Genomic DNA, 24,162 nt, shown 5'->3' with positions numbered 1-24,162 from the left:
GGCGCACTACCCCAGCCCCTTCGCCTTCAGCGCCAGCCCGATCTCGTCCAGCACCGCCGGGTCCTCGATCGTCGCCGGCATGGCGTAGTCCTCGCCATCGGCGATCTTCTTCATCGTCGCCCGCAGGATCTTGCCGGAGCGCGTCTTGGGCAGCCGCCCGACCGTCAGCGCCAGCCGGAAGGCGGCGACGGGGCCGATCTTCTCGCGCACCAGCGCGACCAACTCGCGCTCGACCGCGTCGGGGCTCTGGGTGATGCCGGATTTGAGCACGACGAAGCCGCAGGGCTGCTCGCCCTTGAGCGCGTCGCGGATGCCCACCACGGCGCATTCGGCCACGGCGGGATGCGAGGCCAGAACCTCCTCCATGCCCCCCGTCGAGAGGCGGTGGCCCGCGACATTGATGATGTCGTCGGTGCGCCCCATGATGAAGACATAGCCGTCGGCGTCGATGAAGCCGGCATCCGAGGTGTTGTAGAAGCCCGGGAAGGCCGAGAGATAGGATTCGACGAAGCGCTCGTCGGCCTGCCACAGGGTGGGCAGGGCGCAGGGCGGCAGCGGCAGCTTGATCACGATCGCGCCCATCGTGCCCGGCGGCACCGGCCGCCCGCCCTCGTCGACGCATTGCACGTCGTAGCCCGGCATCGGCACCGTCGGGGAGCCCGGCTTCACCGGGAGCAACTCGAGTCCGAGTGGATTGCCGACGATCGGAGAGCCCGTCTCGGTCTGCCACCAATGGTCGATCACCGGCACCTTCAGGATGTCTTGCGCCCAGATCAGCGTGTCGGGATCGGCCCGCTCGCCGGCCAGGAACAGCGCCCGGAACCGCGAGAGGTCATAGGCCGGCAGCAGGCTCGCCTGGGGGTCCTCCTTGCGGATGGCGCGGAAGGCGGTGGGCGCCGTGAACAGCACGACCGCCTTGTGCTCGGCGATCAGCCGCCAGAAGGCGCCGGCATCGGGCGTGCCCACCGGCTTGCCCTCGTAGAGCACCGAGGTCGCGCCCTGGATCAGCGGCGCATAGACGATGTAGCTGTGGCCGACGACCCAGCCGACATCCGACGCCGTGATCATCACCTCGCCCGGCTTCACGCCGTAGAGATTGTCCATCGTCCACTTCAGCGCGACCATATGGCCGCCATTGTCGCGCACCACGCCCTTGGGCTTACCCGTCGTGCCGGAGGTGTAGAGGATGTAGAGCGGGTCGGTCGCCGCGACGGGGACGCATTCGGCCCGTCGCCCCTGCGCCTTGGCGGCCGCGACCAGCATGCGCCAGTTCTTGTCGCGGGTGGCATGCATCGAGGCCTCGACCTGCGGCCGCTGCAGGATCAGGCAGGTCTGCGGCTTGTGCGCGGAGAGCTCGATCGCCTGGTCGAGCAGCGGCTTGTATTCGACGACGCGGCTGGGCTCGATGCCGCAGGTCGCGGCCAGGATCACGCGCGGCTTGGCATCCTCGATGCGCGTCGCCAGTTCCTTGGCCGCGAAGCCGCCGAACACGACCGAATGCACCGCGCCGATGCGCGCGCAGGCGAGCATGGCGAAGGCCGCTTCCGGCACCATCGGCATGTACAGGACGACCCGGTCGCCCTTGCTGACGCCGAGATCCTGCAGCACCGCCGCGAGCGCCCCGACCTCGTCCAGCATCTGCGCATAGCTGAAGACGGTCTTGGTTCCCGTGACCGGGCTGTCATGGATCAGTGCCGGCTGCTCGCCGCGCCCGTCGCGCACATGCCGGTCGAGCGCGTTGAAGCAGGTGTTGCAGGTCGCGTCGGGGAACCAGCGGCCATAGGCGCCCTGGGAGGCATCGAAGATGCGCTGCGGCGGCGAGATCCAGTCGATCGCCTGCGCGGCCTCCGCCCAGAACCCCTCCGGATCAGCCTGCCAGCGCCCGTAGACCTCGCCGTAGCGGCCCTGCTCCGTCATGGCACCCTCCCCTCGCTTTTTGTTGTCGCCATCCCTTCACAGAGGCGCGGCGCGCCGTCGAGAGCGACTTTCGCACATGACACCCCTGCACCCTTGATCTTCTACCGCGCTTCGGGAAATGCCACGGTTGATCTGGCGCAATTGCCCGCCTTCGCCTTTCGGACCCCTCCCGACATGCTGCTCGACCCCGCTTTCTTCGCCGCCATGGTGCCGGCGGTCATCCTGATGGGGCTTTCCAAGGGCGGCTTCTCGGGGCTCGGGCTTCTCTCGCTGCCGCTGATGGCGCAGGTCGTCTCGCCGGTGACGGCCGCCGCGATCATGCTGCCCGTGCTGATGTCGCAGGATGTCGTGACCGTCTGGTCCTACCGCCGCGACTTCGACAGGCGCACGTTGGCGACGCTGCTGCCCGGCGCCGCGCTCGGCATCTTCGCAGGTTATCTGCTGGCGGCGCGCGTCGCTGATGGTGCGGTCGTGCTGGCGATCGGGCTGATCTCGGTCGTGTTCGCGCTTCGCAATCTCGTCTCCGGCGGCAAGGCGGAGTTGCCGCCGACGCGATCGAACTACCCGCAAGGCACGTTCTGGGGCGCGCTCTCGGGCTTCACCAGCATGATCGCCCATGCCGGCGGGCCGCCCTACCAGATCTACACCATGCCGCTGCGGCTGCCGCCGGCCGTCTTCGTCGGCACCGGCGCGATCTTCTTCGCGCTGATCAACGTCATCAAGGTCTTTCCCTACATCGCGCTCGGCCAGTTCACCGCCGACAACCTCACAGCCTCGCTGGCGCTGCTGCCGGTCGCCATCGTCTCGACGGTGGCGGGCGTCTGGCTGGTCCGGAAGGTACCGGTGAAGCGCTTCTACCGGATCATCTACAGCCTGCTCCTGCTGGTCGGGCTGAAACTGACCTATGACGGGCTGAAGGGACTGCACTGGCTCTGACGTGATGCGCCCGTGCCCCCTTGCGCCCTATCGGACAAAGGGATGGATTACGGTGAAGGCCCGCAGAGGCTAAGCCGAACGGGAGGGGACACCGCATGACGACATCCGCCTACGACACCGATCTCGACCGCAACCCGGCCAACCACCAGCCGCTGACGCCCCTGCCCTTCCTCGAGCGCGCGGCCTCGGTCTTCCCCCACCACACCGCGATCATCCACGGCCCGCTGCGGCGCTCCTATGCGGATTTCTACGCCCGCTCGCGCCGCCTCGCCTCGGCGCTGGCGCGCCACGGCATCGGCAAGAACGACACGGTGGCCGCCATGCTGCCCAACACGCCCGCCATGCTCGAATGCCATTACGGCGTGCCGATGTGCGGGGCCGTGCTCAACACGCTCAACACCCGCCTGGACGCCGCGATCATCGCGTTTTCGCTGGATCATGGCGAGGCCAAGGTCGTGATCACCGACCGGGAGTTCTCGAAGACGATCAAAGAAGCGCTGACGCTGTGCAAGGCGAAGCCCTTGGTCATCGACTATGACGACCCGGTCTATGACGGCCCCGGCGAGCGGCTCGGCACGATCGAATACGAGGCGTTCATCGCCGGCGGCGACCCCGATTTCGACTGGCAGATGCCCGCCGACGAGTGGGACGCGATCGCGCTGAACTACACCTCGGGCACGACCGGAGACCCCAAGGGCGTGGTCTACCACCATCGCGGCGCCAATCTGCTGGCGACCTCCAACATCCTCACCGGACAGATGGGCCGGCATCCGGTCTATCTCTGGACGCTGCCGATGTTCCACTGCAACGGCTGGTGCTTCCCCTGGTCGATCTCGCTCGTCGCCGGCACCCATGTCTGCCTGCGCCAGGTCCGCGCCAGGGCGATGTACGATGCGCTGGCCGACCATGGCGTGACCCATCTCTGCGGCGCGCCGATCGTGATGTCGGCCCTGCTCAACGCGCCCGCCGAGGAGCGCCGCGACTTCCCGCAGACGGTGTCCTTCTTCACCGCCGCCGCCCCGCCGCCGGAGGCCGTGCTCGCCGGCATGAAGCAGGCCGGCTTCGAGGTGACGCATCTCTACGGGCTGACAGAAGTTTACGGCCCCGCCGTCGTCAACGACTGGAACGGCGCCTGGGACGCCCTGCCCGCGCCCGAACAGGCGGCGCTGAAGGCGCGCCAGGGCGTGCGCTATCCCGCGCTCGAAGGGCTCGACGTGCTCGACCCCGAGACGATGGCGCCCGTCCCGCGCGACGGCGCCACGCTGGGCGAGGTCATGATGCGCGGCAATGTCGTGATGAAGGGCTATCTCAAGAACGCGAAATCGACGCAGGCCGCTTTCGCGGGCGGCTGGTTCCATACTGGTGATCTCGGCGTGCGCTATCCCGATGGCTACATCCAGCTCAAGGACCGCTCGAAGGACATCATCATCTCCGGCGGCGAGAACATCTCCTCGATCGAGGTCGAGGACGCGCTCTACAAGCACCCGGCGATCCAGGCGGCCGCCGTGGTCGCGCGTCCCGACGAGAAATGGGGCGAGACGCCCTGCGCCTTCGTCGAACTCAAGCCCGGCCAGACGGCGACCGAGGCCGAGATCGTCGCCTGGTGCCGCCAGCACCTCGCCGCCTTCAAATGCCCGCGCACGGTGGTCTTCACAGAAGTCCCGAAGACATCGACCGGCAAGATCCAGAAATTCCGCCTGCGCGAGATGGCAAAGGCGCTGTGAGCGCGCCCCTCCTGCCTTACTCGCTCGGCTGAGGGGCGGCGGGAGCAGGGGTAGGAGCCGGCGCGGTTGCCGGAGCCGGAGCGGCGGCCGGGGCCGGCGCCGTCCAGGTGCTGATCCAGGTTTCGGAGAGCGTGCGCCCCCGCGCCCGCAGATAGATCCGCATCTCGCCCGTCTGTCCGTCGGGCAGGCTGGCGTCGACGATGGCGCGGAATCCGACCGCAGCCGGATTGGGCTGCAGGATCCGCGTCATCACCGATCCCGCCGTCACCGAGACGACGAGTTCGACGCGGGCCGGATCGCCGAGATGATAGGCGAGGTCGCCGCCGGCGAAATCGACGATGAAGCGCTTCGTGCCGTGCCCCTCGGCATGTCCGTCCTCGAGATCGGACCCGGCGAAGCTGTGCTGCGTCTGCGCATAAGGATGCAGATGCCCGGTCGTCGACAGCGCCGAGAGGCGGTAGCGGAATTCCGAGGCCTCGCCGACGGGAAGCGGCGCCTCCGGCGTCCAGCAGGCGCCGATATTGTCGAAGGCTTCGTTGTCGGTCGGGATCTCGATCAGTTCGACGCGGCCCTTGCCCCACTCGCCCTGCGGCTCGACCCAGTAACCCGGCCGGGCATGGTAATGTGCCTCCAGGTCCTGGTAATTGCCGAAGTCCCGGTCCCGCTGCATCAGGCCGAAGCCGCGCGGGTTTTCGTCGCCGAAGCTGGAAATCCGCAGCGATTGCGGGTTGCGCAGCGGCCGCCAGATCCACTCGCCGCGGCCGGCCTGCATCATCAGCCCGTCGGAATCATGGATTTCGGGGCGGAAATCACTGCGCTGGGCGAGGTCGCCCTCCCCCGCCTGGAACATCGAGGTCAGCGGCGCGATGCCGATCCGCTCGATGAGCTTGCGCGGAAAGAGCGTGGCGGTGACGTCGGCATGCGTCGTTGGCCCGGGCCTGACGACATAGCGATAGGCCCCGGCGACGGAGGGCGAATCGAGCAGCGCGTAGATCACGAGCTCGGTCGCGTCGGGCGCCGGCTCCTCCAGCCAGAGCGCTCGCATGAACGGAAATTCTTCCGGATAGGCCCCGCCGATGTCGATCGCGAGCGAGCGGGCCGACAGGCCGTAGTTGTGGCCGCGCCCGATCAGGCGGAAATAGCTCGCTCCGAGGAAGGAGATCACCTCGTCCTGCACCGTCGGGTGGTTGAGATTGGTGGTGACGGCGAAGCCGGCGAAGCCCAGCGAGGGCGACAGCCCCTTCGGCACCGGCACCTTGCCGTATTCGAACAGCGATGTGGTGAAGGGAATCGGCAGCGCCACGCCGTTGGCGACGATGTGCAACTGCACCGGCTTGTCGTGCAGGAAGCCGAGATGGAACGGCAGCAGGCGGAAATCGGAGCCGCCCTCGCGCCAGAAGGCCCTGTCACGGCGGAAACGGATCTCCCGATAGCTGTCATAGGTCAGCTGCGACAGAGACTCGGGGATCTTGGCAGCGTCCGCGTCGAAGGCAATCTGGCCGAGCCGGCGCGCGCGCTCCACCACATCGCCATAGCCGAAGCTCGGCTTGGGAGCGCTCGTCGGCGCCTGCCCGCGGGCGGGAAGCGCCGCCAGGATGCCCGTCGAGCCGAGGAGGCCCAGCAGCATCCGGCGGGAGGGCCGGCCATGGCCATGCCGGGCCGGAGGGGCATAGCAGAGCCCGGCCGGGTGCATATCGGGATCTGGCCGCATCGTTTCGTCATCCTGCCTGTGGTGCAGCCCCAACAAGGGCGCCCGGCAGAAGTTCCGGCCCGATGACGTCCGCTGCGCACGGCCACAAAAAAAGCCGGCCCGCGAGGGCCGGCGACGATCTCGACACAACCTCGAACCGAGCCCGCGGGCTCGGCCGGCGCTCAATGCAGCGTTCGCTCCGGCATGGTCTGCCGAACGCGCTCGATCTCCTCCTTCAGCAGCAGCTTCTTCCGCTTCATCTCGACCACGGTGAGATCGTCGGAGGAGGGGCGGGCCACGGCCTGGGCGATGGCTTCCTCGAGCTGACGATGCTTGCGTTCGAGTTCGACGAGATGGGTCTGCAGCGACATCTGGATCCTCCTGATGAGCGGTTGACAGAATCAGTGTGACATAGAGCCGGCTTCACGTCTGCAAGGCCCTCGGGGCCAGCGGCATGACATTCTGTGATCGTCACCGACTCCTTTCCGCGACCCCGCGAATATGAGGGTCGCCGGCACGCCGGCTCCCGCTCTTGCAGGGCGCCCGGCGTCTGACCATAGTCGCCCCCAATCGCGGCGATGATGGGACGGCCATGGGATTCGAACTCAGCCCCGAAGAGGTCGAGGCCTTCACCACCGAACTCGCCCGCCTGCGCGAGGAGCACCGCGATCTCGACAGCGCCATCGATGCGCTGGAGCGCGTCGGCGCGATCAACCAGGTCCAGGTCCAGCGCCTCAAGAAGCGCAAGCTCTACCTGAAGGACCGGATCTCGCAGATCGAAGACGCCCTGACACCCGACATCATCGCCTGAAGCGCGCGAAGAGCACCGCTCCGGCTTTTAAATCGATTTACATGCCAGCTCCGTCGCATTAGAGCCGGGCCGCGCCGACAGGGAGCCTGTCTCTGCGGAAGGGCTCGATCGGCCCTCCGTTGCCGACCTCCCGCAGGTGCGCTACACGCATGCGACGAGCGTTTTCTTGGGATCAGACCATGGCCGATCACGGACACACCGCCTCCGACATCCCGCAGATGGACTACCGCGAGCATGAGCGGACCTATCAGGGCTTCGTGCACTTCGCCGAGGTCGGGACGGTCGCCTGCCTCGCCATCGTGGCGGCGCTGGCCGTCGGCGGCACCAAGCATGCCTGGGGCATCGCGATCATCGGCACGCTGCTGACGCTGGTCGGCACCGGCGTCGGCATCGCCTCGAAGTCGATCGGCTGGCGTGCGCCGGCGGTCCCCTTCGGGCTCCTGATGCTGGCGCTGCTGCTCCTCCCCGCCTCGCACTGACCCCCCCGCACCCGCGCCCGAGAGGTTCCGCCGCAATGCGCATCGCCGTGCCTGCCGAAACGCAAGGGGCCGAGACCCGTGTCGCCGTGACGCCGGAGACCGTCCGCAAGTTCAAGGCCCTCGGGGCCGAGATCGCCGTCGAAACCGGCGCCGGCCTCGCATCGGGCATCTCGGACGCCGATTATGAGGCCGCGGGCGCGTCGATCGCCGCCAATGCGGCGGCCGCACTCTCGGGCGCCGCCATCGTGCTGAAGGTCCGTCGCCCCGCCGAGAGCGAGATCAAGGGCCTGCCCGCCGGCGCGCTGGTCGTCGCGACGATGGATCCCTATGGCAACGAGGCCGCGCTCGCGGCGCTCGCCAAGGCCAAGGTCTCCGCCTTCGCGATGGAGTTCATGCCGCGCATCACCCGCGCGCAGGTGATGGACGTGCTCTCCTCGCAGGCCAACCTCGCCGGCTACCGTGCCGTCATCGACGGCGCCGCCGAATATGGCCGCGCCTTGCCGATGATGATGACGGCGGCGGGCACCGTGCCGGCCGCGCGCATCTTCATCATGGGCGTCGGCGTCGCCGGCCTGCAGGCGATCGCGACCGCGCGGCGTCTCGGCGCCATCGTCACCGCCACCGACGTGCGCCCCGCCACCAAGGAACAGGTCGAATCGCTCGGCGCGAAGTTCCTCGCCGTCGAGGACGAGGAGTTCAAGCAGGCGCAGACGGCCGGCGGCTACGCCAAGGAAATGTCCAAGGAATATCAGGCCAAGCAGGCCGAGCTGACGGCGAGCCACATCGCCAAGCAGGACATCGTCATCACCACCGCGCTGATCCCCGGCCGCCCTGCTCCCAAGCTGATCTCGGCCGCCATGGTCGAGAGCATGAAGGCCGGCTCCGTCATCGTCGACCTCGCGGTCGAGCGCGGCGGCAATTGCGAACTCGCCAAGCCCGGCGAGGTCTTCGTGACGCCAAACGGCGTCCGGATCGTCGGCCATCTCAACGTACCCGGCCGCCTGCCGGCGACCGCCTCGCAGCTCTACGCCAAGAACCTGCTCGCCTTCGTCGAGACGCTGATCGACAAGGCCGAGAAGAAGGTCGCGGTGAACTGGGACGACGAATTGGTCAAGGCCACCGCCCTGACCCGCGACGGCGCCGTGATCCACCCGAATTTCGCGGCCAAGCCCGCGCCCAAGCCAGAACCAGAGCCCGCGCCGGCCGTCGAGGGGAGCGTCACCAATGGCTAATCCGACACCCGAACAGGCCCTCGAACAGGCCCGCTCCGTCGCGGCCGCCGCGCGTCAGGCCGCCGATCTCGCCGCCCAGCATGCCGACAGCATCGCCGCCGGCGCCAGCGCCGCGACCGGCGGCTTCGTCGACCCGACGGTGTTCCGCCTCGCCATCTTCGTGCTCGCCGTCTTCGTCGGCTATTACGTCGTCTGGTCGGTGACGCCGGCCCTGCACACCCCGCTGATGTCGGTCACCAACGCGATCTCCTCGGTCATCGTCGTCGGCGCATTGCTGGCGGTCGGCGTCGAGGCGGCGCCTGCGCTGGGCGACGGGCCGGTGTGGGCCAAGATCTTCGGCTTCCTCGCGCTGGTCCTGGCCTCGGTCAACATCTTCGGCGGCTTCCTCGTCACCGAGCGGATGCTGTCCATGTACAAGAAGAAGGGCTGAGCGCCGATGGCCGCGAACCTCTCCGCCCTTCTCTACGTCGTCTCCGGCGTCCTCTTCATCATGGCCCTGCGGGGCCTGTCGCACCCGACGACCTCCCGCCAGGGCAATCTCTACGGCATGGTCGGCATGGGCATCGCCATCGCCACCACGGTCGTCTTCTTCCCGCCGACCGGTTTCTCGGGCTGGCTTCTGGTCGTGGCCGGCATCGCCATCGGCGGCGGAATCGGCGCCTTCATGGCCAAGCGCGTCCAGATGACGCAGATGCCGCAGCTCGTCGCCTTCTTCCACTCGCTGGTCGGCCTTGCCGCGGTGCTGGTGGCGGCGGCAGCGCTCTATGCGCCGAGCGCCTTCGGCATCGGCCGCGTCGGCGGCATCAGCGGCGCCAGCCTATTCGAGATGGGCCTCGGCGTCGCCATCGGCGCGATCACCTTCACCGGCTCGATCATCGCCTTCCTCAAGCTCGACGGCCGCATGAGCGGCAAGCCGATCATGCTGCCGCAGCGCCATGGCATCAATATCGGGCTCGGCATCGCGCTCGTCGTGCTGCTGCTGATCTTCCTGAAGACCGAGAGCCATGTCGTCTTCTGGCTGATCGTCGCGGTCTCGTTTGCGCTCGGCGTCCTGCTGATCATCCCGATCGGCGGCGCCGACATGCCCGTCGTCGTCTCGATGCTGAACTCCTATTCGGGCTGGGCGGCCGCGGGCATCGGCTTCACGCTGGGCAACATGGCGCTGATCATCACCGGCGCGCTGGTCGGCTCGTCGGGCGCGATCCTGTCCTACATCATGTGCAAGGCGATGAACCGGAGCTTCATCTCCGTCATCCTCGGCGGCTTCGGCGGTGACGATGCGGCGGCGGGCGCAGGTGGTGCGGTAGAGGCGCGTCCGGTCAAGCAGGGCTCGGCGGACGACGCCGCCTACATCATGAAGAACGCCGGCAAGGTCATCATCGTGCCCGGCTACGGCATGGCGGTGGCGCAGGCCCAGCACACGCTGCGCGAGATGGCCGACCTCCTCAAGAAGGAAGGCGTCGAGGTCAAATACGCCATTCACCCGGTCGCGGGCCGCATGCCCGGCCATATGAACGTGCTGCTGGCCGAGGCCAACGTGCCCTATGACGAGGTCTTCGAACTCGAGGACATCAACTCGGAATTCGGCCAGGCGGATGTGGCCTTCGTCATCGGCGCCAACGACGTCACCAACCCGGCGGCCAAGACCGACAAGACCTCGCCGATCTACGGCATGCCGATCCTCGATGTCGAGAAGGCCAAGACCGTGCTCTTCATCAAGCGCGGCATGGCGGCAGGCTATGCCGGCGTCGAGAACGAGCTGTTCTTCCGCCCCAATACGATGATGCTCTTCGGCGACGCCAAGAAGGTCACCGACGACATCGTCAAGGCGATGGCGCACTGAGGCACCCTCGCCCGTCTTGTTGCGAAAGGCCGGCCTCGTGCCGGTCTTTTTCGTTTGGAGCCCGACACCGTGAGCATCACCATCCGCACGATGCGCGAGACCGACCATGAGGGCGTGACCGGGCTGCTGCTGCAGCTCGCAGCCTGGGAGGCTGCGCTGAGCCACACCCGCGCCAGCGGCCCCGCCACCGCGCGGGCGCTGCTCGAGGCCGACAGCGCGCAGACGCGGGAGCACGGCGGGGCACAGTTCGTCGCCGAGACCGAGGGCGCCTGCGTCGGCTATCTGGCGCTGCGGCTGGGGCGCACCGGCCCTTATGTCCATGACGATCTGCGCGACCATGTCCTGATCGAGAACATCGTGGTCGCGGAGGACCAGCGCGGCACGGGGATCGGCCAGATGCTGCTGGCGCAGGCCGAGCGCTTCGCCCGCGAGCGCGGCTGCCGGGCGCTCCAGCTCGGCGCCCTGACGGGCAACGAGGCGGCACTGCGGGCCTATCGTCGCGCGGGCTTCGAGCCCGTCTCCTACGAGATGCTCAAGCGGCTCGACTGAGCGTCGCGGCGGCGCCACGCTCGCGGTGGAGACTCGCAGCCATGATGATTCTGACCCGTCTGCTGGCGATCGCGCTGACCGTCTATCTCGGCCTGCTCGGGCTGCTCTTCGTCCGGCAGCGCGATCTGGTCTTTCCGCGCAATCCGGCCCGCGCCGACCTCGCCGCCGCCGGGCTGCAGGCTGCGGAGGAGCTGACCCTGACCGCCGCCGACGGCGAGCGCATCGTCGCCTGGGCGGTGCCGCCGCGGGCGGGCAAACCGGTGATCCTCTATTTCCACGGCAATGCCGGCAATCTCGGCAGCCCCGGCCGGGTCGCGCGCTTCCGGGCCCTGACGGAGGACGGCACCGGCCTGCTCGCCGTCAGCTATCGCGGCTATGGCGGCTCGACCGGCCGGCCCAGCGAAGCCGGGCTGCATCTCGACGCCCGCGCCGCCTATGGCTTCGCCGCCGAGCGATTCGGCGCGGCGCAACTCGTCGGCTATGGCGAATCTCTGGGCACCGGGGTGGTGCTGAAACTCGCGGCCGAGACGCCGCTGGCGGCCGTCGTGCTGGAGGCGCCCTATCTCTCCACCGTCGCAGTCGCGCAGGGCATCTACCCTTACGTGCCCGTATCCTGGCTGATGCTCGACAGCTTCCGGTCGGACGAGGTGATCGGCCGCGTCAGAGCGCCGCTGCTGGTGCTGCATGGCGAGCGGGACCGGGTCATCCCCTTTGCCCAGGGCGAGACGCTCTACAGCCTCGCCAACGCTCCCAAGCGCTTCCTGCGCTTCCCCAAAGGCGGGCATGAGGACCTGCCCGCGCATGGCTCCCTGCCGCAGATCCGGCGCTTCCTCGCGGAGGCCACCCAGGGCGCCGTTCAGGCGGGCGAGAGCCGCACCGTCGAGTGATCAGCTCCGGAACAGCCCGCCGCCGCCGAGACGGCCCTGCCCGGCGCGAGCGGCCGCGTTGTTGCCATCGAGACCCAGCGCCCGCTGGTAGCTCTGCGAGGCTTCCGACTTCTGGCCGAGCTTTTCCTGCGCGAAGCCGCGGCCGGCCCAGGCATCGGCGTTGCGGTTGTCGACATTGAGCGCGGCGGTGAAGTCCTCGAGCGCCGAATCATACTTGCCGACAGCGTTCAGGCTCTGTCCGCGGGCGATATAGGGCGGTGCGTTGTAGGGGTTGCGGTCGATCACCGAATCGAAATCCGAGATCGCGTACTGGTGCTGGCCCTCGCGCTGATAGACCAGACCGCGGGCATGGAACGCCTCCGCGGATTCGGGATTCAGCCGGATCGCGGTGTTGAGGTCGGCCAGCGCCTGCGGGCTGTTGCCCTGGGCCCGCAGCAGATTGGCCCGCGCGATGAAGGCCGGCGCATAGTTCGGGCCGACGCTCGTCGCCTTGTTGAAATCGGCCAGCGCCGCATCGTTGCGGCCGCTCTGGCGCAGCGCCAGTCCGCGATTGGTGTAGGCCGCGGCGAGGTTGGGATCGAGTTGCACCGCCTTGGTGAAGTCGGCGACGGCGTCGGAGAAGCGACCGACGCGGGCATAGGCCGCGCCGCGCGTGTTGTAGGCGCCGGGATCGTTGGGGTTGCGGTTGATGACCTCGGTCAGCGAGCCGATGTTGACGCTGGCCTCGGCCGCCGAGGCGGTGTCGAGTTCGGCGATCGGCTGGGCCGTCATGGTCGAAACGGTGTCGCAGCCCGCCAGCGCCACCGCCAGGCCCGCTGCCGCAAGCCAGTTCCTGCCACGCATCATGCTTCGCCTCATCGGTCCGGTTTCGTGCCTCGTCCGCCGCGCCGATCCGTCCGGATCGCCGCCGCCTCGTCGCGCTCCCCAACCGACCGCGCTCCGCTCAGGAAAGCGCCCGCTTGTGACAAGAGTTGGTTAACGCCGCCGGAAAAGCAACAGCGCCCGGAGACGGCTCCAGGCGCAGTCGGGTCTCTTTGCAGATCATCGAGGGCGGGCGAAACGCCGCAGCCCTGGCGAGATCAGGGGCGCTTCGGCTTCACCGGCGCCGGCAGCAGGCCTTCGCGCTGGAGCTTCTTGCGCTGCAGCTTGCGGGCGCGACGAACGGCTTCCGCCTTCTCGCGGGCCTTCTTCTCGGAGGGCTTCTCGTAATGGCCGCGGAGCTTCATCTCGCGGAAGACGCCTTCGCGCTGCAGCTTCTTCTTGAGAGCGCGGAGAGCCTGATCGACGTTGTTGTCGCGAACGAGAACCTGCACGTGAGTGTCCGTCTTTAGCGGGTTGGTCTAATAAGGGTGGACGGAGGATCGGCGAAGCAGACCCTTCGAAGGTTCGTGCGGATAACAGAAAAGCCTGCGGCTGTCCACGCCGCCAAACCGGGAAAAACGATGACGAACGCCGCCCCCGAACAGCCCCATGATTCCGAGGTCGAGCGGCGCATCATGATTCTCGCAAACGACCTCGCGATTCCCGCCTGGGCGCGGGTCGAGCAGGCCTATGCCAAGGGTGCAACCTTCCTCGAGGCCAAGCATGCGGTGCTGGAGGCCGACCTCGCCAGCCTCGCCGGCACCACCGACGACGCCATCCTCGACCGGCTGGTGCAGCTGATCATGCAGACGCCACCCTCGGCGCTGCACCCCGTGGCGCGCCAGCGCCATCGCAAGATCGTGCTGGAGCGGCTGATGGAGCCCTATCGCGCAAGCGGCGGCGCCGAGCCGGGCGCCTTCGCCCTGTTCCTCTATCGCAAGCTGGGCATCGTTCCGGCCCCGCTCAAGGCGTTCTGGCTCGCGCGGGGCGAGCCGCTGCAGCGGGTACTCTGAGCAGCCTTCAGCCGGCCTCGGGCCAGACCCGCGTGACATGGCCCATCTTGCGCCCGGCCCTCGCCTCGCGCTTGCCGTAGAGATGCAGCTGCGCGCCGGGCTCGGCCAGGAACTCGCGCCAGCGCAGCGCCGCGTCGCCGATCAGGTTCTCCATCTCGACCCGGCCGCGACGGGCGGCCGAGCCCAGCGGGAAGCCGCAGACGGCGCGGACATGCTGGTGGAACTGCGAGGTCTGGGCACCCTCGCTGGTCCAGTGACCGGAGTTGTGCACCCGCGGCGCGATCTCGTTGACGACGACGCTTTCGTCCACGCCCTCGCCGACGATGAACATCTCGACCGCGAAGACGCCGACATAGCCGAGCGCCGCTCCGATCCGCCGCGCCGCCTCGATGGCGGCGGCCTCCGTCGCGGCCGAGACCTGCGCGGGGATACGGGTGAAGGCGAGGATATGGTCGCGATGCTCGTTCTCGCAGAGATCGAAGGCGGCGAAGCTGCCGTCGGTGCCGCGCGCCGCCACGACCGAGACCTCGCGCGAGAAGCTCACGAAGCCCTCCAGCACCGCCGGCGCCCGGCCGATCGCCTGATAGGCTTCCGCGAGATCGGTCCCCGGCAGGATCTTGACCTGGCCCTTGCCGTCATAGCCGAAGCGGCGGGTCTTCAGCACGCAAGGCCGCCCCAGCGCCGCGACCGCAGCTTCGAGATCGGCCAGCGAGTCCACCGCGCGGAAGGGCGCCACCGTCAGCCCCTGCTCGGAGACGAAGCGCTTCTCGCTCAGCCGGTCCTGCGTCACCGCCAGCGCATGCGCGCCCGGATGCAGCGGCTTGCGGGCTGCGAGAAACGCCGCCGTCGCGGCCGGCACATTCTCGAACTCATAGGTCACGACATCGACGGCATCCGCGAAGCGAGCCAGCGCCGCCTCGTCCTCGTAAGGAGCCACCGTCTTCGCCGCCGCCACGTCAAAGGCCGGATTTTCCGGCTCGGGCGCGAAGATATGGCTGGCGATGCCGAGATCGGCCGCGGCGAGCGCGATCATCCGGGCGAGCTGGCCGCCCCCGATGATGCCGAGCACGGCGCCGGGCGCGAGTCCCTCGAAAGGCATGCCCTCGACCACCGGCGCGCTCACGCCTCGTCCTTCACGGGGCGTTCCGCGATCGCCGCGCTCTGGCGGGCGCGATAGGCGTCGAGCCGCTGCGCCAGGCCCTCGTCCGACAGCGCCAGCACGGCCGCCGCCAGCAGCGCCGCATTGACCGCGCCGGCCCGGCCGATGGCGAGCGTGCCGACGGGGATGCCGGCCGGCATCTGCACGATCGAGAGCAGCGAATCCTGCCCCGACAGCGCCTTGGATTCGACGGGCACGCCGAAGACCGGCAGCGGCGTCAGCGACGCCGTCATGCCCGGCAGATGCGCCGCGCCGCCGGCGCCCGCGATCACCACCTTGAAGCCTTCCGCCTTGGCGCCGGTCGCGAATTCGACCATGCGCTGCGGTGTGCGGTGGGCGGAGACGATGCGGTCGTCATGGCCGATGCCGAGCGCATCGAGCGTCTCGGCGGCATGGCGCATGGTCGCCCAGTCGGACTGGCTGCCCATGATGATGGCGACGGGCGCGGAGGTGGTGGCCATGGCGGGAAGCGCTTCCGGAAACGCTGGACGGGAAGCGCGCGATCTAGACCGCCCAACGCCGCACAAGCAAGCGCCGAATCGGGAAAGGGCCCGAATCCAGCAATCCCCTCCCGGCAACAGACGCGTCATCCTGGGGCGACCGCAGGTCGTCCCGGGATCCATCATAGGGCATCGACGGTGCCTTATGATGGATCCCGGCCTGCGCGGCTGCGCCGCTTGTCCAGGATGACGCGGTGTTTCCCCGCGATATGTCGGGCCCTAAGCCGTCGCCACCAGCCCCGCCCGCGCCAGTGCCGAGGCCTGGTCGGCCGCCACCGTCTCGATCTGGAAGCCCTCGATCTCCGCCTCGAACAGCCGGTGGAAGTTCAATTCCGCATCGAGATGCAGGAAGACCCCGCCGAGCCCGATCGCGGCCCGGTCCATGAAGACGAATTCGCGCGGCACCGTCACGGGCCCGCGCTTCTTCAGCGCCTGATGCACCTCGAAGGCCTGGCGGCGGCCATACTCCGCCGGGCTGACATCCTCGGCGATGCGGCGCGTGCGGTCCTCCAGCAAGGGCCCGTAGATGAAGCGCGCCCAGATGTTGAGCGTGTCGACCAGCTCCTTGGTCAGCCCCTTGAAGCCCCAGACCTCGTAGGCGTGGACGACGCGGGCCTCGTCGCCCTCCAGCAGGCCGCGATAGAGATCGACGACCCCGCCCACAAAAGACGGCGGGAAGATGCGGATGCAGCCATAATCAAGCAGGTTGATGCCCTGGGGGGCGCCGTCCTCCGAAAAGACCGTGTAATTGCCGAGATGCGGATCGCCATGGATGATGCCGTGATGGCTGAACGGCCGCCACCAGGCCTTGAACATCGCGGTCGAGATGCGGTCGCGGGCCTGCTGCTCGTCCTGCTTGTGGGTCAGGATGCCGTCGCCCTCGAGCCAGTGCATGGTCAAAAGCCGCTTGGTCGAGAGCGAGCTCTCCAGCGCCGGCACGCGGATCTCCGGCGTCTGCGCCAGAACCTCCCGGTAGAGCGCGATGTGCTTGGCCTCGCGCTGATAGTCGAGCTCCTCGCGGACGCGCGCGCCGATCTCCGTGGCGATCTCGCTGGTGTCGATCACCGGGTCCATGCGCCGGTGCAGCGCAAACAGGATGTCGAGCTGCGAGATGTCGGCCTCCACAGCCGATTCCATGTCCGGATATTGCAGCTTGCAGGCGAGCGCCGTGCCTTCCAGCGTCGACGCCCGATGCACCTGCCCGAGCGAAGCGGCTGCGGCCGGCTGCAGGTCGAACTCGCCGAAGCGCGCGCGCCAGTTGGCGCCCAGCTCCGCCATCATCCGGCGCTTGACGAAGGCCGCGCCCATCGGCGGCGCCTGCGACTGCAGCTTCTGCAGCTCGGCGGCATATTCCGGCGGCACCACATCGGGGATGGTAGCGACGAGCTGCGCCACCTTCATGATCGGGCCCTTCAGCCCGCCCAGCGCCTTGGCCAGCGCTTCGGCATTGGAGGCGTTGCGCCCCTCCATCCCGAACAGCCGGGCGCCCGCGATCCGCGCCGCCACCCCGCCGACATTGGCCCCGACACGCGCATAGCGCGCCGCACGGGCGGAAAACCGGTTGGCTTCGGAGTCGCGGTCGGACATGGGGCGGGGCGCTTTCGGGGGCGGGCTTAGCTCCTATGTAGGGTGGCGTCGTCGCGGGGCCAATGTGGCGGGTCGTCTCGCGGAGCGAGAGGGTGGTGGCTCGGGGAGGACGGCCCGGCGCAGGCGTTCGGAAGTGGCTGTTTCTGTGAAGGGTTTCGGATGCCGGCCCATGCGAGCGGGTTCGGACTGGGCTGAGGGCCGGCGTCCGAAAGCCTCCAAGGGAGGAAGCCGCGGCCCGGGGCCGTGGGCTATGGGGATTTCGCCGCGCGGTATGGTCTGCGAGATCGTGCGAGGCGCGAGGCGACGGTGCGATGCTCCGACCGAGCGGCCCCGAAGCTGAGGTTTAGCTGCACATTTGGTGGATCCGAGACCGCGGCCATCTCCGTTTCCGCGATTGGGCCGAACGGGATTGCCCGCTCTCTGGCCGAGATCGGCAGTGCTTCCTGAAGATGCCGCCATGGGGCCATCGTCATGATGTGTCGATCCTGACGGCGAGGATGGTTCGCGGCGCTGTGCCCGGCGCGAAGCGCTCGACGAGGATCATGCGGCCGCCGCAGCATGGGCATGGCGGGTGGGGTTCAGAGGCCTGCTCGGGTTGCGCTGCGGCGACCGGGACGTCGTCTCTGGCGATGTCGTCCGGCGTCGTCGCCGCGATGATCTGCCTGATGCGGACGATGGTGTCGGCACGGCGGCTCGAGGCGAGCAGGCCGTAATGGCGGATGCGGTGGAAGCCGTCGGGCAGGACATGGAGCAGGAAGCGGCGGATGAACTCGTGGGCCGTCAGCGTCATGGTCTTGCGCCGGCCCTTGCCGGTGGAGCGGGCGCGATAGTCCTTCCAGCGGAACGTGACCCTGTGCCGATCCACGGCAATGATGCGGCTGTTGGCGATGGCGACACGGTGGGTGTAGCGGGCGAGATAAGCCAGCACGGCCTCAGGGCCACCGAAGGGGCGCTTGGCATAGACGACCCAGTCGGCGCGCCGCAGCGGCGCCAGCATGGAGGCGAAGGCATCGGCCTCAGTCAGATCGGCGAGATTGCCTTGGAAAGCGAGCCGCCCGGCCGCGTGCAGGGCCGCGAGCCCTTCGAGGAAGAGCCGTCTGAACAACCGCGAGAGCACGCGCACGGGCAGGAAGAAGCCGGATCGGCATGAGATCCAGCGAGCGCCGTCCGGCGACAGGCCGCCGCCGGGCGCGATGATGTGGAGATGGGGATGGTGCGTCATCGCCGATCCCCATGTGTGCAGTACGCTGGTGAAGCCGATGCGGGCGCCGAGATGCCGGGGATCGCTCGCGATGGTGGCGAGCGTCTCGGCTGCAGCCCTGAACAGCAGGCCGTAGACCTCGGCCTTGTTCTGGTAGGCGACCGCTGCGATCGACGCCGGCAGTGTGAAGACGAGATGATAGTAGGGCACGGGCAGGAGATCGGCCTGGCGATCCGCGAGCCAGTCCTTTGCCGCTGCGCCCTGGCAGCGCGGGCAGTGCCGGTTGCGGCAGGAGTTGTAGGCGATGGCCGCGTGATCGCAGTCGCCGCAGGCCATGACATGGCCGCCGAGCGCAGCCGTGCGGCAGGCCCGGATGGCACCCATCACCTTGAGCTGACCGCGGCTGAGCCGATGGCGCGCGAGATAGGCCTCGCCATGCCGGTTCAGGATATCCGCAACCTCCAGCGAAGGCCGCGCCATGATCGGCGCGGGACCGCTATGGCGGTGGCGGCGGCGCCAGCAGCGCGAGCGGGCTCGTCACTTCGCGCAGCGTCTTCAGCGCGACGCGGGTGTAGACGGCGGTGGTGTCGAGCTTCCTGTGCCCGAGCAGGACCTGGATGACGCGGATATCGGTCTTCCGCTCCAGCAGATGGGTGGCGAAGCTGTGCCTGAGCGTGTGCATTGACACCCGCTTGTCGAGCTTGGCTGCCTCGGCTGCAGCATGGCAGGCCCGGTTGAGCTGGCGCGTCGTGATCGGCTGGCCCGGCTGCTGGCCGGGGAAGAGCCAGCCGCGCGGCCGCTTCACCCGCCACCACTGCCGCAGCAGATCGAGCAGGTCGGGCGCGAGCATGACATAGCGGTCCTTGCGGCCCTTGCCCTGCTCGACCCGGATCAGCATGCGGGCGCTGTCGATGTCGGTGACCTTGAGGTTGGCGATCTCCGAGACGCGCAGGCCGCAGCCATAGGCGATGCTCAGCGCGGCGCGGTCCTTCAGGCTCCGCGCATGCGCCAACAGCAGCGCCACCTCCTGCGTGTCCAGAACCACCGGCAGGCGATCGGGCGTCGGGATCCGCGCCATGCGGTCACCAAAGCCGGTCCGGCCCAGCGTGACGTGGAAGAAGAAGCGCAGGGCCGTGCAGGCCAGGTTCATCCGGGCATAGCTGGCGCCGAGCGAAGCCATGTGAAGCTGATAGCGCCGTAGATCCTCGGGCTCGGCCCGGTCCGGCGGCAACCCAAGGAAGGCCGTGAACTCACGCACCTGCCGGACATAGTCGCGCTGCGTGTGCTCGCCGAACCGGCGGATGGTCATGTCCTCGATCATCCGCTGGCGCAGCGGGCTGACGGTGACGGCATCGATCATGGAAACCTCCAGGGATCAGGGGAAACGACCCCAAATCCTCGGATGCAGCGCCTCACAGGCGAAATCTCAGCGATGACCGCGCCGCAGCACCCTGCCGCGAGAGCGGCTTAGTCCTCTGGCGAGCAACGGCCATCGCGACGTATCCTCGCACCGCCACAACTCCGCCCTCACCCCAACGCCGGCGAGGCGCCCTCCAGCGGCCTCAACCACCCGCACCATCTCCCCCACCCGACCGGCATTCGTCCTCCCGCAGCCGAAAGGCGCATCGGCCGAAGCGCCCCCTCAGACCCGCCTCCGCCGCCAATCCGCCAGCACGGCCGTCGCCGCGTTGTACCCCGGCGCGCCGGTGACGCCGCCGCCGGGATGGGCGCCCGAGCCGCAGAGATAGAGCCCCGGCACCGGCATCCGGTAATCGGCATGGCCGAGCACGGGGCGGGCCGAGAAGAGCTGGTCGAGCGTCAGCCGGCCATGGAAGATGTCGCCACTGACGAGCCCGAAGCGCGCCTCCAGATCGGCGGGGCCCATCGCCAGCCGCCCGACCACCGAGGCCTTGAAGCCCGGCGCATAACGGTCGACCGTCTCGATCATCAGATCGGCGACCCTGTCGCGGCCATCCTCCCAGTCGAGCCCCTCGGGCAGCACCGGCGCGACATGCTGGCAGAACAGGCTCGCGACATGGCAGCCGGGCGGGGCCAGCGTGTCGTCGAGCGTCGAGGGGATCAGCATCTCGACGATCGGCTCCTGCGACCAGCCTGAGAGCCGCGCCTGCGCATGGGCGCGGTCCATATAGGCCAGGCTCGGCGCGATGATGATGCCGGCGGTGTGGTGGTCGCCGGGCTCGGGGAGACTGGTGAAGCGCGGCAGCTCCGACAGCGCGACATTCATCCGGAAGGTGCCCGAGCCCGAGGCATAGCGCGTCATCCGCTCGGTGAAATCCGCAGGCACGATCGCCGGATCGACCTTGGCGAACAGCAGCCGCGGGTGGAGATTCGAGACGACCGCGCGCGCCCGCACAACGTCGCCTTCCTCCGTCACCGCGCCGACCGCCCGGCCCTTCTCGCTCAACACCTCGGCGACGGGGCTTTCGAGCCGGATCTCGACGCCGGCTTCCGCGCAGGCCTTCGCCATCGCCTGCGTGATCGCACCCATGCCGCCGATGGCGTGGCCCCAGGCGCCCTTGTTGCCGTTCACCTCGCCGAAGACATGGTGCAGCAGCACATAAGCCGAGCCCGGCGTGTAGGGGCTGGCATAATTGCCGACGACGGAATCGAAGCCGAGCAGCGCCTTGATCGGCTCGCTCTCGAACCAGCCGTCGAGCCAGTCCCCCGCCGATTTGGTGAAGAGGTCCATCACGTCGCGCTTTGCGGTGAGATCGAGCCGCGACAGCCGCCGCGCCACCCGGCCGGCATCGATCAGATCCGGCAGCGCAGCCAGCCAGCCGCCCGCGCCGAGATTGGGGGGCGCCTGCAGCACGAGGTCGCGCAGCAAGGCGGCCACCGTCTCCAGCCGCGCCTCATAAGCCGGCAGACGCTGCGCATCGCGCTCCGAGAAGGCAGCGACGGAAGCCGCCGTCCGCCCGGGCCCGGCCGCGAGATGGCGCCCATCCGGCAGCGGCAGGAAGTTGGCCATGCGCCGCTCGACGATCCGCAGACCGTGGCGCGGCAATTCCATCGCGGCGATGATCTCGGGCCGCAGCAGGCTGACCGTGTAGCTCGCCGTCGAGTTGCGGAAACCGGGATGGAACGTCTCGGTCACGGCCGCGCCGCCGACGACGCCGCGCCGCTCCAGAACGGTGACCGAGAGCCCCGCCCTGGCGAGCCGGTGGGCGCAGACGAGGCCGTTATGGCCCGCGCCGAGGATCACGACATCGCAGTTCGTCGTCGCCATGGGCGGGTGGTGTCCTGGGGTGTGCGGCGGGTGGTCTGGCCGCGTTGTCGCTTCAGCGCCCGGAAAAGTCTTATCGGCGGCGCGTGGACTGGGCGAGTTGGTCGCGCAGCCATTGGGCGAGGACGTCCTCTTCCGCCTCGCCGGCCGCGACCGCGAGAATCGCGGCCGTCATGTCGGCTTGCGGCACGAACAGGTCGACGCCGTTCAGATTGAAGAAGACGATCAGGGCGGCCAGCGCCGCACGCTTGTTGCCATCGATGAAAGGATGATTGCGGGCAATACCGAAAGCATAGGCGGCCGCCAACGCTGCGAGATCATGCTCGCCATAAGCAAACTTGTTCTGGGGACGGCCAAGTGCCGACTCCAGCATGCCCCGGTCACGGATTCCGGCGGGGCCGCCGAACAGAGCCAGCTGTTCGGCATGCATATCAATGACGAGCTCCAGAGTAAGCCATTGCGGCTCGTTCATTTTGCCAGCTCGCGAAAGGTATCGGCGTAATCCTTGAACGCCCGACGGGCGAACGCCATGCCCCGGGCGTGGACATCATCATAGGGAACCAGCTTGACCTCACGATCCGGCTGGCGAACGACGGTGAACCTGTCGCCTTCGGCCAGACCGAAGCGGGCCAGGACATCTTTCGACAGGATGATCCCGACGGAATTGCCGATTTTTCGAAGCTGCACGACGTCCGATAGAGCTTCGCCATCTTGCGGCGCGACGATCTCGTTCATGGCAGGTATCTCCCTGTTGTACGTTTCGTATAACATGCCGGCACCCGGCTGTCAGCCACGAACGCCCACCACCCGCCCCTTGCCAGCCCGCCCCGCCCCGCGCCAAATCCCCCGCCACGACGCAGCAGGTGAGGCCGATGCTCCAGCGCCACGCGACCTATCGTGAAACGTTCGACCGGTTTCGCTGGGATATCCCCGCGCATTTCAACATCGGCGTCGCCTGCTGCGACCGCCATGCCGATGGCAGCGACAAGCCGGCGCTAACCTATGAGGATGAGGCGGCCGGCCTCGTCACGCTCTCCTTCGACGATCTCAAGCGCGCCTCCAACCGCATCGCGAACCTGCTGCGCGGCCATGGCGTCGCGGCAGGCGAGCGCGTTGGCATCCTGCTGCCGCAGCGGCCCGAGACGGCGATGGCCCATCTCGCGGTCTACAAGCTGGGCGCCATCGCGCTGCCGCTCTTCATCCAGTTCGGGCCCGAGGCGCTGGAGCACCGGCTGCAGCACAGCGGCGCGGCGGCGCTGATCACGGATACCGAAAACCTGCCGAAGATCGAGGCGATCCGCCACGCCCTGCCCGATCTGCGGCTGATCATCCTGGTCGACGGCCCCGGCCCCGGCGGCACGCTCAACCTCGCGAGCGAGATGGCGAAGGCCTCGGATGCCTTCGCCCCGGTCGACACAAGCGCCGACGATCCCGCCGTCATCATCTACACCTCCGGCACCACCGGAAAGCCGAAGGGCGCGCTCCACGCCCATCGCGTCCTGCTCGGCCATCTGCCAGGCGTGCAGATGCCGCAGGCCTTCTTCCCGCAGGTCGGCGATCTGTTCTGGACCCCGGCCGACTGGGCCTGGATCGGCGGGCTGCTCGACGTGCTGCTGCCCAGCCTCTGTTTCGGCGTCCCCGTGCTGGCCTCGCGGGCCCGCAAATTCGACCCAGAGGCCGCTTTCGAGCTGATGGCGCGGCACCGCGTGCGCAACGCCTTCCTGCCGCCCACCGCGCTCAAGCTGATGCGCCAGGTCGCCGATCCCCGCCGCTTCGGCCATGCGCTACGCTCGATCGGCAGCGGCGGTGAGACGCTCGGCGCCGACATGCTGGACTGGAGCGCTGAGACCTTCGGCTTCGCGGTCAACGAGTTCTACGGCCAGACCGAGGCCAATCTGCTGGTCGCCAACAATGCCGATCTCTTCCCGATCCGCCCAGGCTCGATGGGCCGCGCCGTGCCCGGCCACCGCGTCGCGGTGGTGTCGCCCGAGGGGCAGCCCCTGCCGGCGGGCACGCACGGCCTGATCGCGGTCGCCCGTCCCGACCCGGTGATGATGCTGGGCTACTGGCGCCAGCCGGAGGAAACGGCGGCCAAATTCGCGGGCGACTGGCTCCTCACCGGCGACACCGGCCATTGCGACGAGGACGGCTATCTCTGGTTCCAGGGCCGCGACGACGACATCATTTCCTCGGGCTCCTACCGCATCGGGCCCGGCGACATCGAGGACTGCATCATCCGCCATCCCGCCGTGCTGATGGTGGCCGTCATCGGCGTGCCCGATCCGATCCGTACCGAAGCCGTCAAGGCCTTCGTGCTGCCGCTGCCCGGCATCGCGCCGTCGGCGGCGCTGGCCGCCGAGATCCAGGCCTTCGTCCGCGACCGCCTCGCCGCCTATCAGTATCCGCGCCATGTCGAGTTCGTCACCGAACTGCCGCTGACCGCGACGGGCAAGATCCGGCGCAAGGCTCTGCGGGAGATGGAGGCGGCGCGGAGGCGACAGGGAGAAGCGGGCTGAAAGGCGTCATGCT

The 24,162-nt window shown here is 68.6% G+C and carries 24 protein-coding genes; 11 read left to right on the top strand and 13 right to left on the bottom strand.

Annotation, left to right across the window (positions count from 1 at the left end):
- Positions 1-6: 6 nt before the first annotated feature.
- On the bottom strand, positions 7-1,917 hold the full coding sequence (locus SJY11_RS07580; RefSeq protein ID WP_376985990.1) for a propionyl-CoA synthetase: 1,911 nt from the start codon (positions 1,915-1,917) through the stop codon (positions 7-9).
- A gap of 174 nt (positions 1,918-2,091) precedes the next feature.
- Here SJY11_RS07580 and SJY11_RS07575 point away from each other — a divergent pair, with 174 nt between their 5' ends.
- Both SJY11_RS07575 and SJY11_RS07570 read left to right on the top strand, forming a co-directional pair.
- Positions 2,092-2,853 (top strand): sulfite exporter TauE/SafE family protein, encoded by a 762-nt coding sequence (locus SJY11_RS07575; protein ID WP_376985989.1) that lies wholly within the window; start codon positions 2,092-2,094, stop codon positions 2,851-2,853.
- A gap of 95 nt (positions 2,854-2,948) precedes the next feature.
- Complete coding sequence (locus tag SJY11_RS07570) at positions 2,949-4,577, top strand: acyl-CoA synthetase (protein WP_376985988.1); 1,629 nt, start codon at positions 2,949-2,951, stop codon at positions 4,575-4,577.
- Positions 4,578-4,593: 16 nt separating this feature from the next.
- Here SJY11_RS07570 and SJY11_RS07565 read toward each other — a convergent pair whose 3' ends face one another.
- Positions 4,594-6,288, bottom strand: coding sequence for an OpgD/OpgG family glucan biosynthesis protein (locus SJY11_RS07565; RefSeq protein ID WP_376985987.1), 1,695 nt, complete (start codon positions 6,286-6,288; stop codon positions 4,594-4,596).
- A gap of 161 nt (positions 6,289-6,449) precedes the next feature.
- Positions 6,450-6,638 (bottom strand): YdcH family protein, encoded by a 189-nt coding sequence (locus tag SJY11_RS07560; protein ID WP_305692137.1) that lies wholly within the window; start codon positions 6,636-6,638, stop codon positions 6,450-6,452.
- A 221-nt stretch (positions 6,639-6,859) separates the two neighbouring features.
- On the opposite strand from SJY11_RS07560, the gene SJY11_RS07555 reads away from it, so the two are divergent.
- The 7 genes from SJY11_RS07555 (at position 6,860) to SJY11_RS07525 (ending at position 12,068) form a co-directional block, all read left to right on the top strand.
- Positions 6,860-7,078, top strand: a complete 219-nt coding sequence (locus SJY11_RS07555; protein WP_069056399.1) for a YdcH family protein — start codon at positions 6,860-6,862, stop codon at positions 7,076-7,078.
- A 179-nt stretch (positions 7,079-7,257) separates the two neighbouring features.
- Positions 7,258-7,557, top strand: coding sequence for an aa3-type cytochrome c oxidase subunit IV (locus tag SJY11_RS07550; protein ID WP_376985986.1), 300 nt, complete (start codon positions 7,258-7,260; stop codon positions 7,555-7,557).
- Between the two features lie 35 nt (positions 7,558-7,592).
- Positions 7,593-8,789, top strand: a complete 1,197-nt coding sequence (locus SJY11_RS07545; protein ID WP_376985985.1) for a Re/Si-specific NAD(P)(+) transhydrogenase subunit alpha — start codon at positions 7,593-7,595, stop codon at positions 8,787-8,789.
- On the top strand, positions 8,782-9,219 hold the full coding sequence (locus tag SJY11_RS07540; RefSeq protein ID WP_324131852.1) for an NAD(P) transhydrogenase subunit alpha part 2: 438 nt from the start codon (positions 8,782-8,784) through the stop codon (positions 9,217-9,219). Before SJY11_RS07545 ends, SJY11_RS07540 begins: the two co-directional genes overlap by 8 nt.
- Before the next feature lie 6 nt (positions 9,220-9,225).
- Positions 9,226-10,632, top strand: a complete 1,407-nt coding sequence (locus SJY11_RS07535) for an NAD(P)(+) transhydrogenase (Re/Si-specific) subunit beta (RefSeq protein ID WP_376985984.1) — start codon at positions 9,226-9,228, stop codon at positions 10,630-10,632.
- A 69-nt stretch (positions 10,633-10,701) separates the two neighbouring features.
- The gene (locus SJY11_RS07530) at positions 10,702-11,181 is read left to right on the top strand and encodes a GNAT family N-acetyltransferase (RefSeq protein ID WP_376985983.1); all 480 of its coding nucleotides are present in this window, start codon (positions 10,702-10,704) and stop codon (positions 11,179-11,181) included.
- Positions 11,182-11,222: 41 nt separating this feature from the next.
- On the top strand, positions 11,223-12,068 hold the full coding sequence (locus SJY11_RS07525) for an alpha/beta hydrolase (protein ID WP_376985982.1): 846 nt from the start codon (positions 11,223-11,225) through the stop codon (positions 12,066-12,068).
- Here the strand turns inward: SJY11_RS07525 and SJY11_RS07520 are convergent, their stop codons facing one another.
- On the bottom strand, positions 12,069-12,914 hold the full coding sequence (locus SJY11_RS07520) for a tetratricopeptide repeat protein (RefSeq protein ID WP_376985981.1): 846 nt from the start codon (positions 12,912-12,914) through the stop codon (positions 12,069-12,071).
- Positions 12,915-13,147: 233 nt separating this feature from the next.
- Complete coding sequence (gene rpsU / locus SJY11_RS07515; protein WP_054140900.1) at positions 13,148-13,381, bottom strand: 30S ribosomal protein S21; 234 nt, start codon at positions 13,379-13,381, stop codon at positions 13,148-13,150.
- Between the two features lie 129 nt (positions 13,382-13,510).
- Here rpsU and SJY11_RS07510 point away from each other — a divergent pair, with 129 nt between their 5' ends.
- Entirely contained in the window at positions 13,511-13,942 is a 432-nt protein-coding gene (locus tag SJY11_RS07510; protein WP_326905738.1) for a hypothetical protein, read from the top strand.
- Between the two features lie 7 nt (positions 13,943-13,949).
- Here the strand turns inward: SJY11_RS07510 and SJY11_RS07505 are convergent, their stop codons facing one another.
- The 8 genes from SJY11_RS07505 to SJY11_RS07470 form a co-directional block, all read right to left on the bottom strand.
- Positions 13,950-15,041, bottom strand: a complete 1,092-nt coding sequence (locus SJY11_RS07505) for a 5-(carboxyamino)imidazole ribonucleotide synthase (RefSeq protein ID WP_376989272.1) — start codon at positions 15,039-15,041, stop codon at positions 13,950-13,952.
- Positions 15,042-15,061: 20 nt separating this feature from the next.
- A complete protein-coding gene (purE, locus tag SJY11_RS07500; RefSeq protein WP_267521418.1) occupies positions 15,062-15,562 on the bottom strand; it encodes a 5-(carboxyamino)imidazole ribonucleotide mutase in 501 nt (166 codons plus the stop codon).
- A gap of 258 nt (positions 15,563-15,820) precedes the next feature.
- Positions 15,821-17,188, bottom strand: coding sequence for an ABC1 kinase family protein (locus tag SJY11_RS07495; protein WP_376985980.1), 1,368 nt, complete (start codon positions 17,186-17,188; stop codon positions 15,821-15,823).
- 469 nt (positions 17,189-17,657) lie between these two features.
- Complete coding sequence (locus tag SJY11_RS07490) at positions 17,658-18,869, bottom strand: IS91 family transposase (RefSeq protein WP_376984328.1); 1,212 nt, start codon at positions 18,867-18,869, stop codon at positions 17,658-17,660.
- 16 nt (positions 18,870-18,885) lie between these two features.
- Positions 18,886-19,749, bottom strand: a complete 864-nt coding sequence (locus tag SJY11_RS07485) for a tyrosine-type recombinase/integrase (RefSeq protein WP_376984330.1) — start codon at positions 19,747-19,749, stop codon at positions 18,886-18,888.
- 282 nt (positions 19,750-20,031) lie between these two features.
- The gene (locus SJY11_RS07480; protein WP_376985979.1) at positions 20,032-21,636 is read right to left on the bottom strand and encodes a phytoene desaturase family protein; all 1,605 of its coding nucleotides are present in this window, start codon (positions 21,634-21,636) and stop codon (positions 20,032-20,034) included.
- A 70-nt stretch (positions 21,637-21,706) separates the two neighbouring features.
- Positions 21,707-22,105 carry a type II toxin-antitoxin system death-on-curing family toxin gene (locus tag SJY11_RS07475; protein WP_376985978.1) on the bottom strand — a complete coding sequence of 133 codons (399 nt, stop codon included), beginning with the start codon at positions 22,103-22,105 and terminating at the stop codon, positions 21,707-21,709.
- The gene (locus SJY11_RS07470; protein WP_054140909.1) at positions 22,102-22,368 is read right to left on the bottom strand and encodes an AbrB/MazE/SpoVT family DNA-binding domain-containing protein; all 267 of its coding nucleotides are present in this window, start codon (positions 22,366-22,368) and stop codon (positions 22,102-22,104) included. Before SJY11_RS07470 ends, SJY11_RS07475 begins: the two co-directional genes overlap by 4 nt.
- 137 nt (positions 22,369-22,505) lie before the next feature.
- Here SJY11_RS07470 and SJY11_RS07465 point away from each other — a divergent pair, with 137 nt between their 5' ends.
- Positions 22,506-24,149 (top strand): acyl-CoA synthetase, encoded by a 1,644-nt coding sequence (locus SJY11_RS07465; RefSeq protein WP_376985977.1) that lies wholly within the window; start codon positions 22,506-22,508, stop codon positions 24,147-24,149.
- Positions 24,150-24,162 lie beyond the last annotated feature (13 nt).

Source organism: Allobosea sp. R86505 (assembly GCF_042466375.1).
Lineage (GTDB): Bacteria > Pseudomonadota > Alphaproteobacteria > Rhizobiales > Beijerinckiaceae > Allobosea.
This window is presented reverse-complemented; position numbering and strand designations above follow the sequence as displayed.

Coding starts and splice junctions, on each gene's coding strand:
- SJY11_RS07555 (WP_069056399.1), top strand. CDS start 6,860: ATGGGATTCGAACTCAGCCCCGAAGAGGTCGAGGCCTTCACCACCGAA.
- purE (WP_267521418.1), bottom strand. CDS start 15,562: ATGGCCACCACCTCCGCGCCCGTCGCCATCATCATGGGCAGCCAGTCC.
- SJY11_RS07540 (WP_324131852.1), top strand. CDS start 8,782: ATGGCTAATCCGACACCCGAACAGGCCCTCGAACAGGCCCGCTCCGTC.
- SJY11_RS07565 (WP_376985987.1), bottom strand. CDS start 6,288: ATGCGGCCAGATCCCGATATGCACCCGGCCGGGCTCTGCTATGCCCCT.
- SJY11_RS07535 (WP_376985984.1), top strand. CDS start 9,226: ATGGCCGCGAACCTCTCCGCCCTTCTCTACGTCGTCTCCGGCGTCCTC.
- SJY11_RS07550 (WP_376985986.1), top strand. CDS start 7,258: ATGGCCGATCACGGACACACCGCCTCCGACATCCCGCAGATGGACTAC.
- SJY11_RS07545 (WP_376985985.1), top strand. CDS start 7,593: ATGCGCATCGCCGTGCCTGCCGAAACGCAAGGGGCCGAGACCCGTGTC.
- SJY11_RS07470 (WP_054140909.1), bottom strand. CDS start 22,368: ATGAACGAGATCGTCGCGCCGCAAGATGGCGAAGCTCTATCGGACGTC.
- SJY11_RS07560 (WP_305692137.1), bottom strand. CDS start 6,638: ATGTCGCTGCAGACCCATCTCGTCGAACTCGAACGCAAGCATCGTCAG.
- SJY11_RS07575 (WP_376985989.1), top strand. CDS start 2,092: ATGCTGCTCGACCCCGCTTTCTTCGCCGCCATGGTGCCGGCGGTCATC.
- SJY11_RS07475 (WP_376985978.1), bottom strand. CDS start 22,105: ATGAACGAGCCGCAATGGCTTACTCTGGAGCTCGTCATTGATATGCAT.
- SJY11_RS07510 (WP_326905738.1), top strand. CDS start 13,511: ATGACGAACGCCGCCCCCGAACAGCCCCATGATTCCGAGGTCGAGCGG.
- SJY11_RS07505 (WP_376989272.1), bottom strand. CDS start 15,041: ATGCCTTTCGAGGGACTCGCGCCCGGCGCCGTGCTCGGCATCATCGGG.
- SJY11_RS07495 (WP_376985980.1), bottom strand. CDS start 17,188: ATGTCCGACCGCGACTCCGAAGCCAACCGGTTTTCCGCCCGTGCGGCG.
- SJY11_RS07525 (WP_376985982.1), top strand. CDS start 11,223: ATGATGATTCTGACCCGTCTGCTGGCGATCGCGCTGACCGTCTATCTC.
- SJY11_RS07490 (WP_376984328.1), bottom strand. CDS start 18,869: ATGGCGCGGCCTTCGCTGGAGGTTGCGGATATCCTGAACCGGCATGGC.
- SJY11_RS07570 (WP_376985988.1), top strand. CDS start 2,949: ATGACGACATCCGCCTACGACACCGATCTCGACCGCAACCCGGCCAAC.
- SJY11_RS07520 (WP_376985981.1), bottom strand. CDS start 12,914: ATGATGCGTGGCAGGAACTGGCTTGCGGCAGCGGGCCTGGCGGTGGCG.
- SJY11_RS07480 (WP_376985979.1), bottom strand. CDS start 21,636: ATGGCGACGACGAACTGCGATGTCGTGATCCTCGGCGCGGGCCATAAC.
- SJY11_RS07580 (WP_376985990.1), bottom strand. CDS start 1,917: ATGACGGAGCAGGGCCGCTACGGCGAGGTCTACGGGCGCTGGCAGGCT.
- SJY11_RS07485 (WP_376984330.1), bottom strand. CDS start 19,749: ATGATCGATGCCGTCACCGTCAGCCCGCTGCGCCAGCGGATGATCGAG.
- SJY11_RS07465 (WP_376985977.1), top strand. CDS start 22,506: ATGCTCCAGCGCCACGCGACCTATCGTGAAACGTTCGACCGGTTTCGC.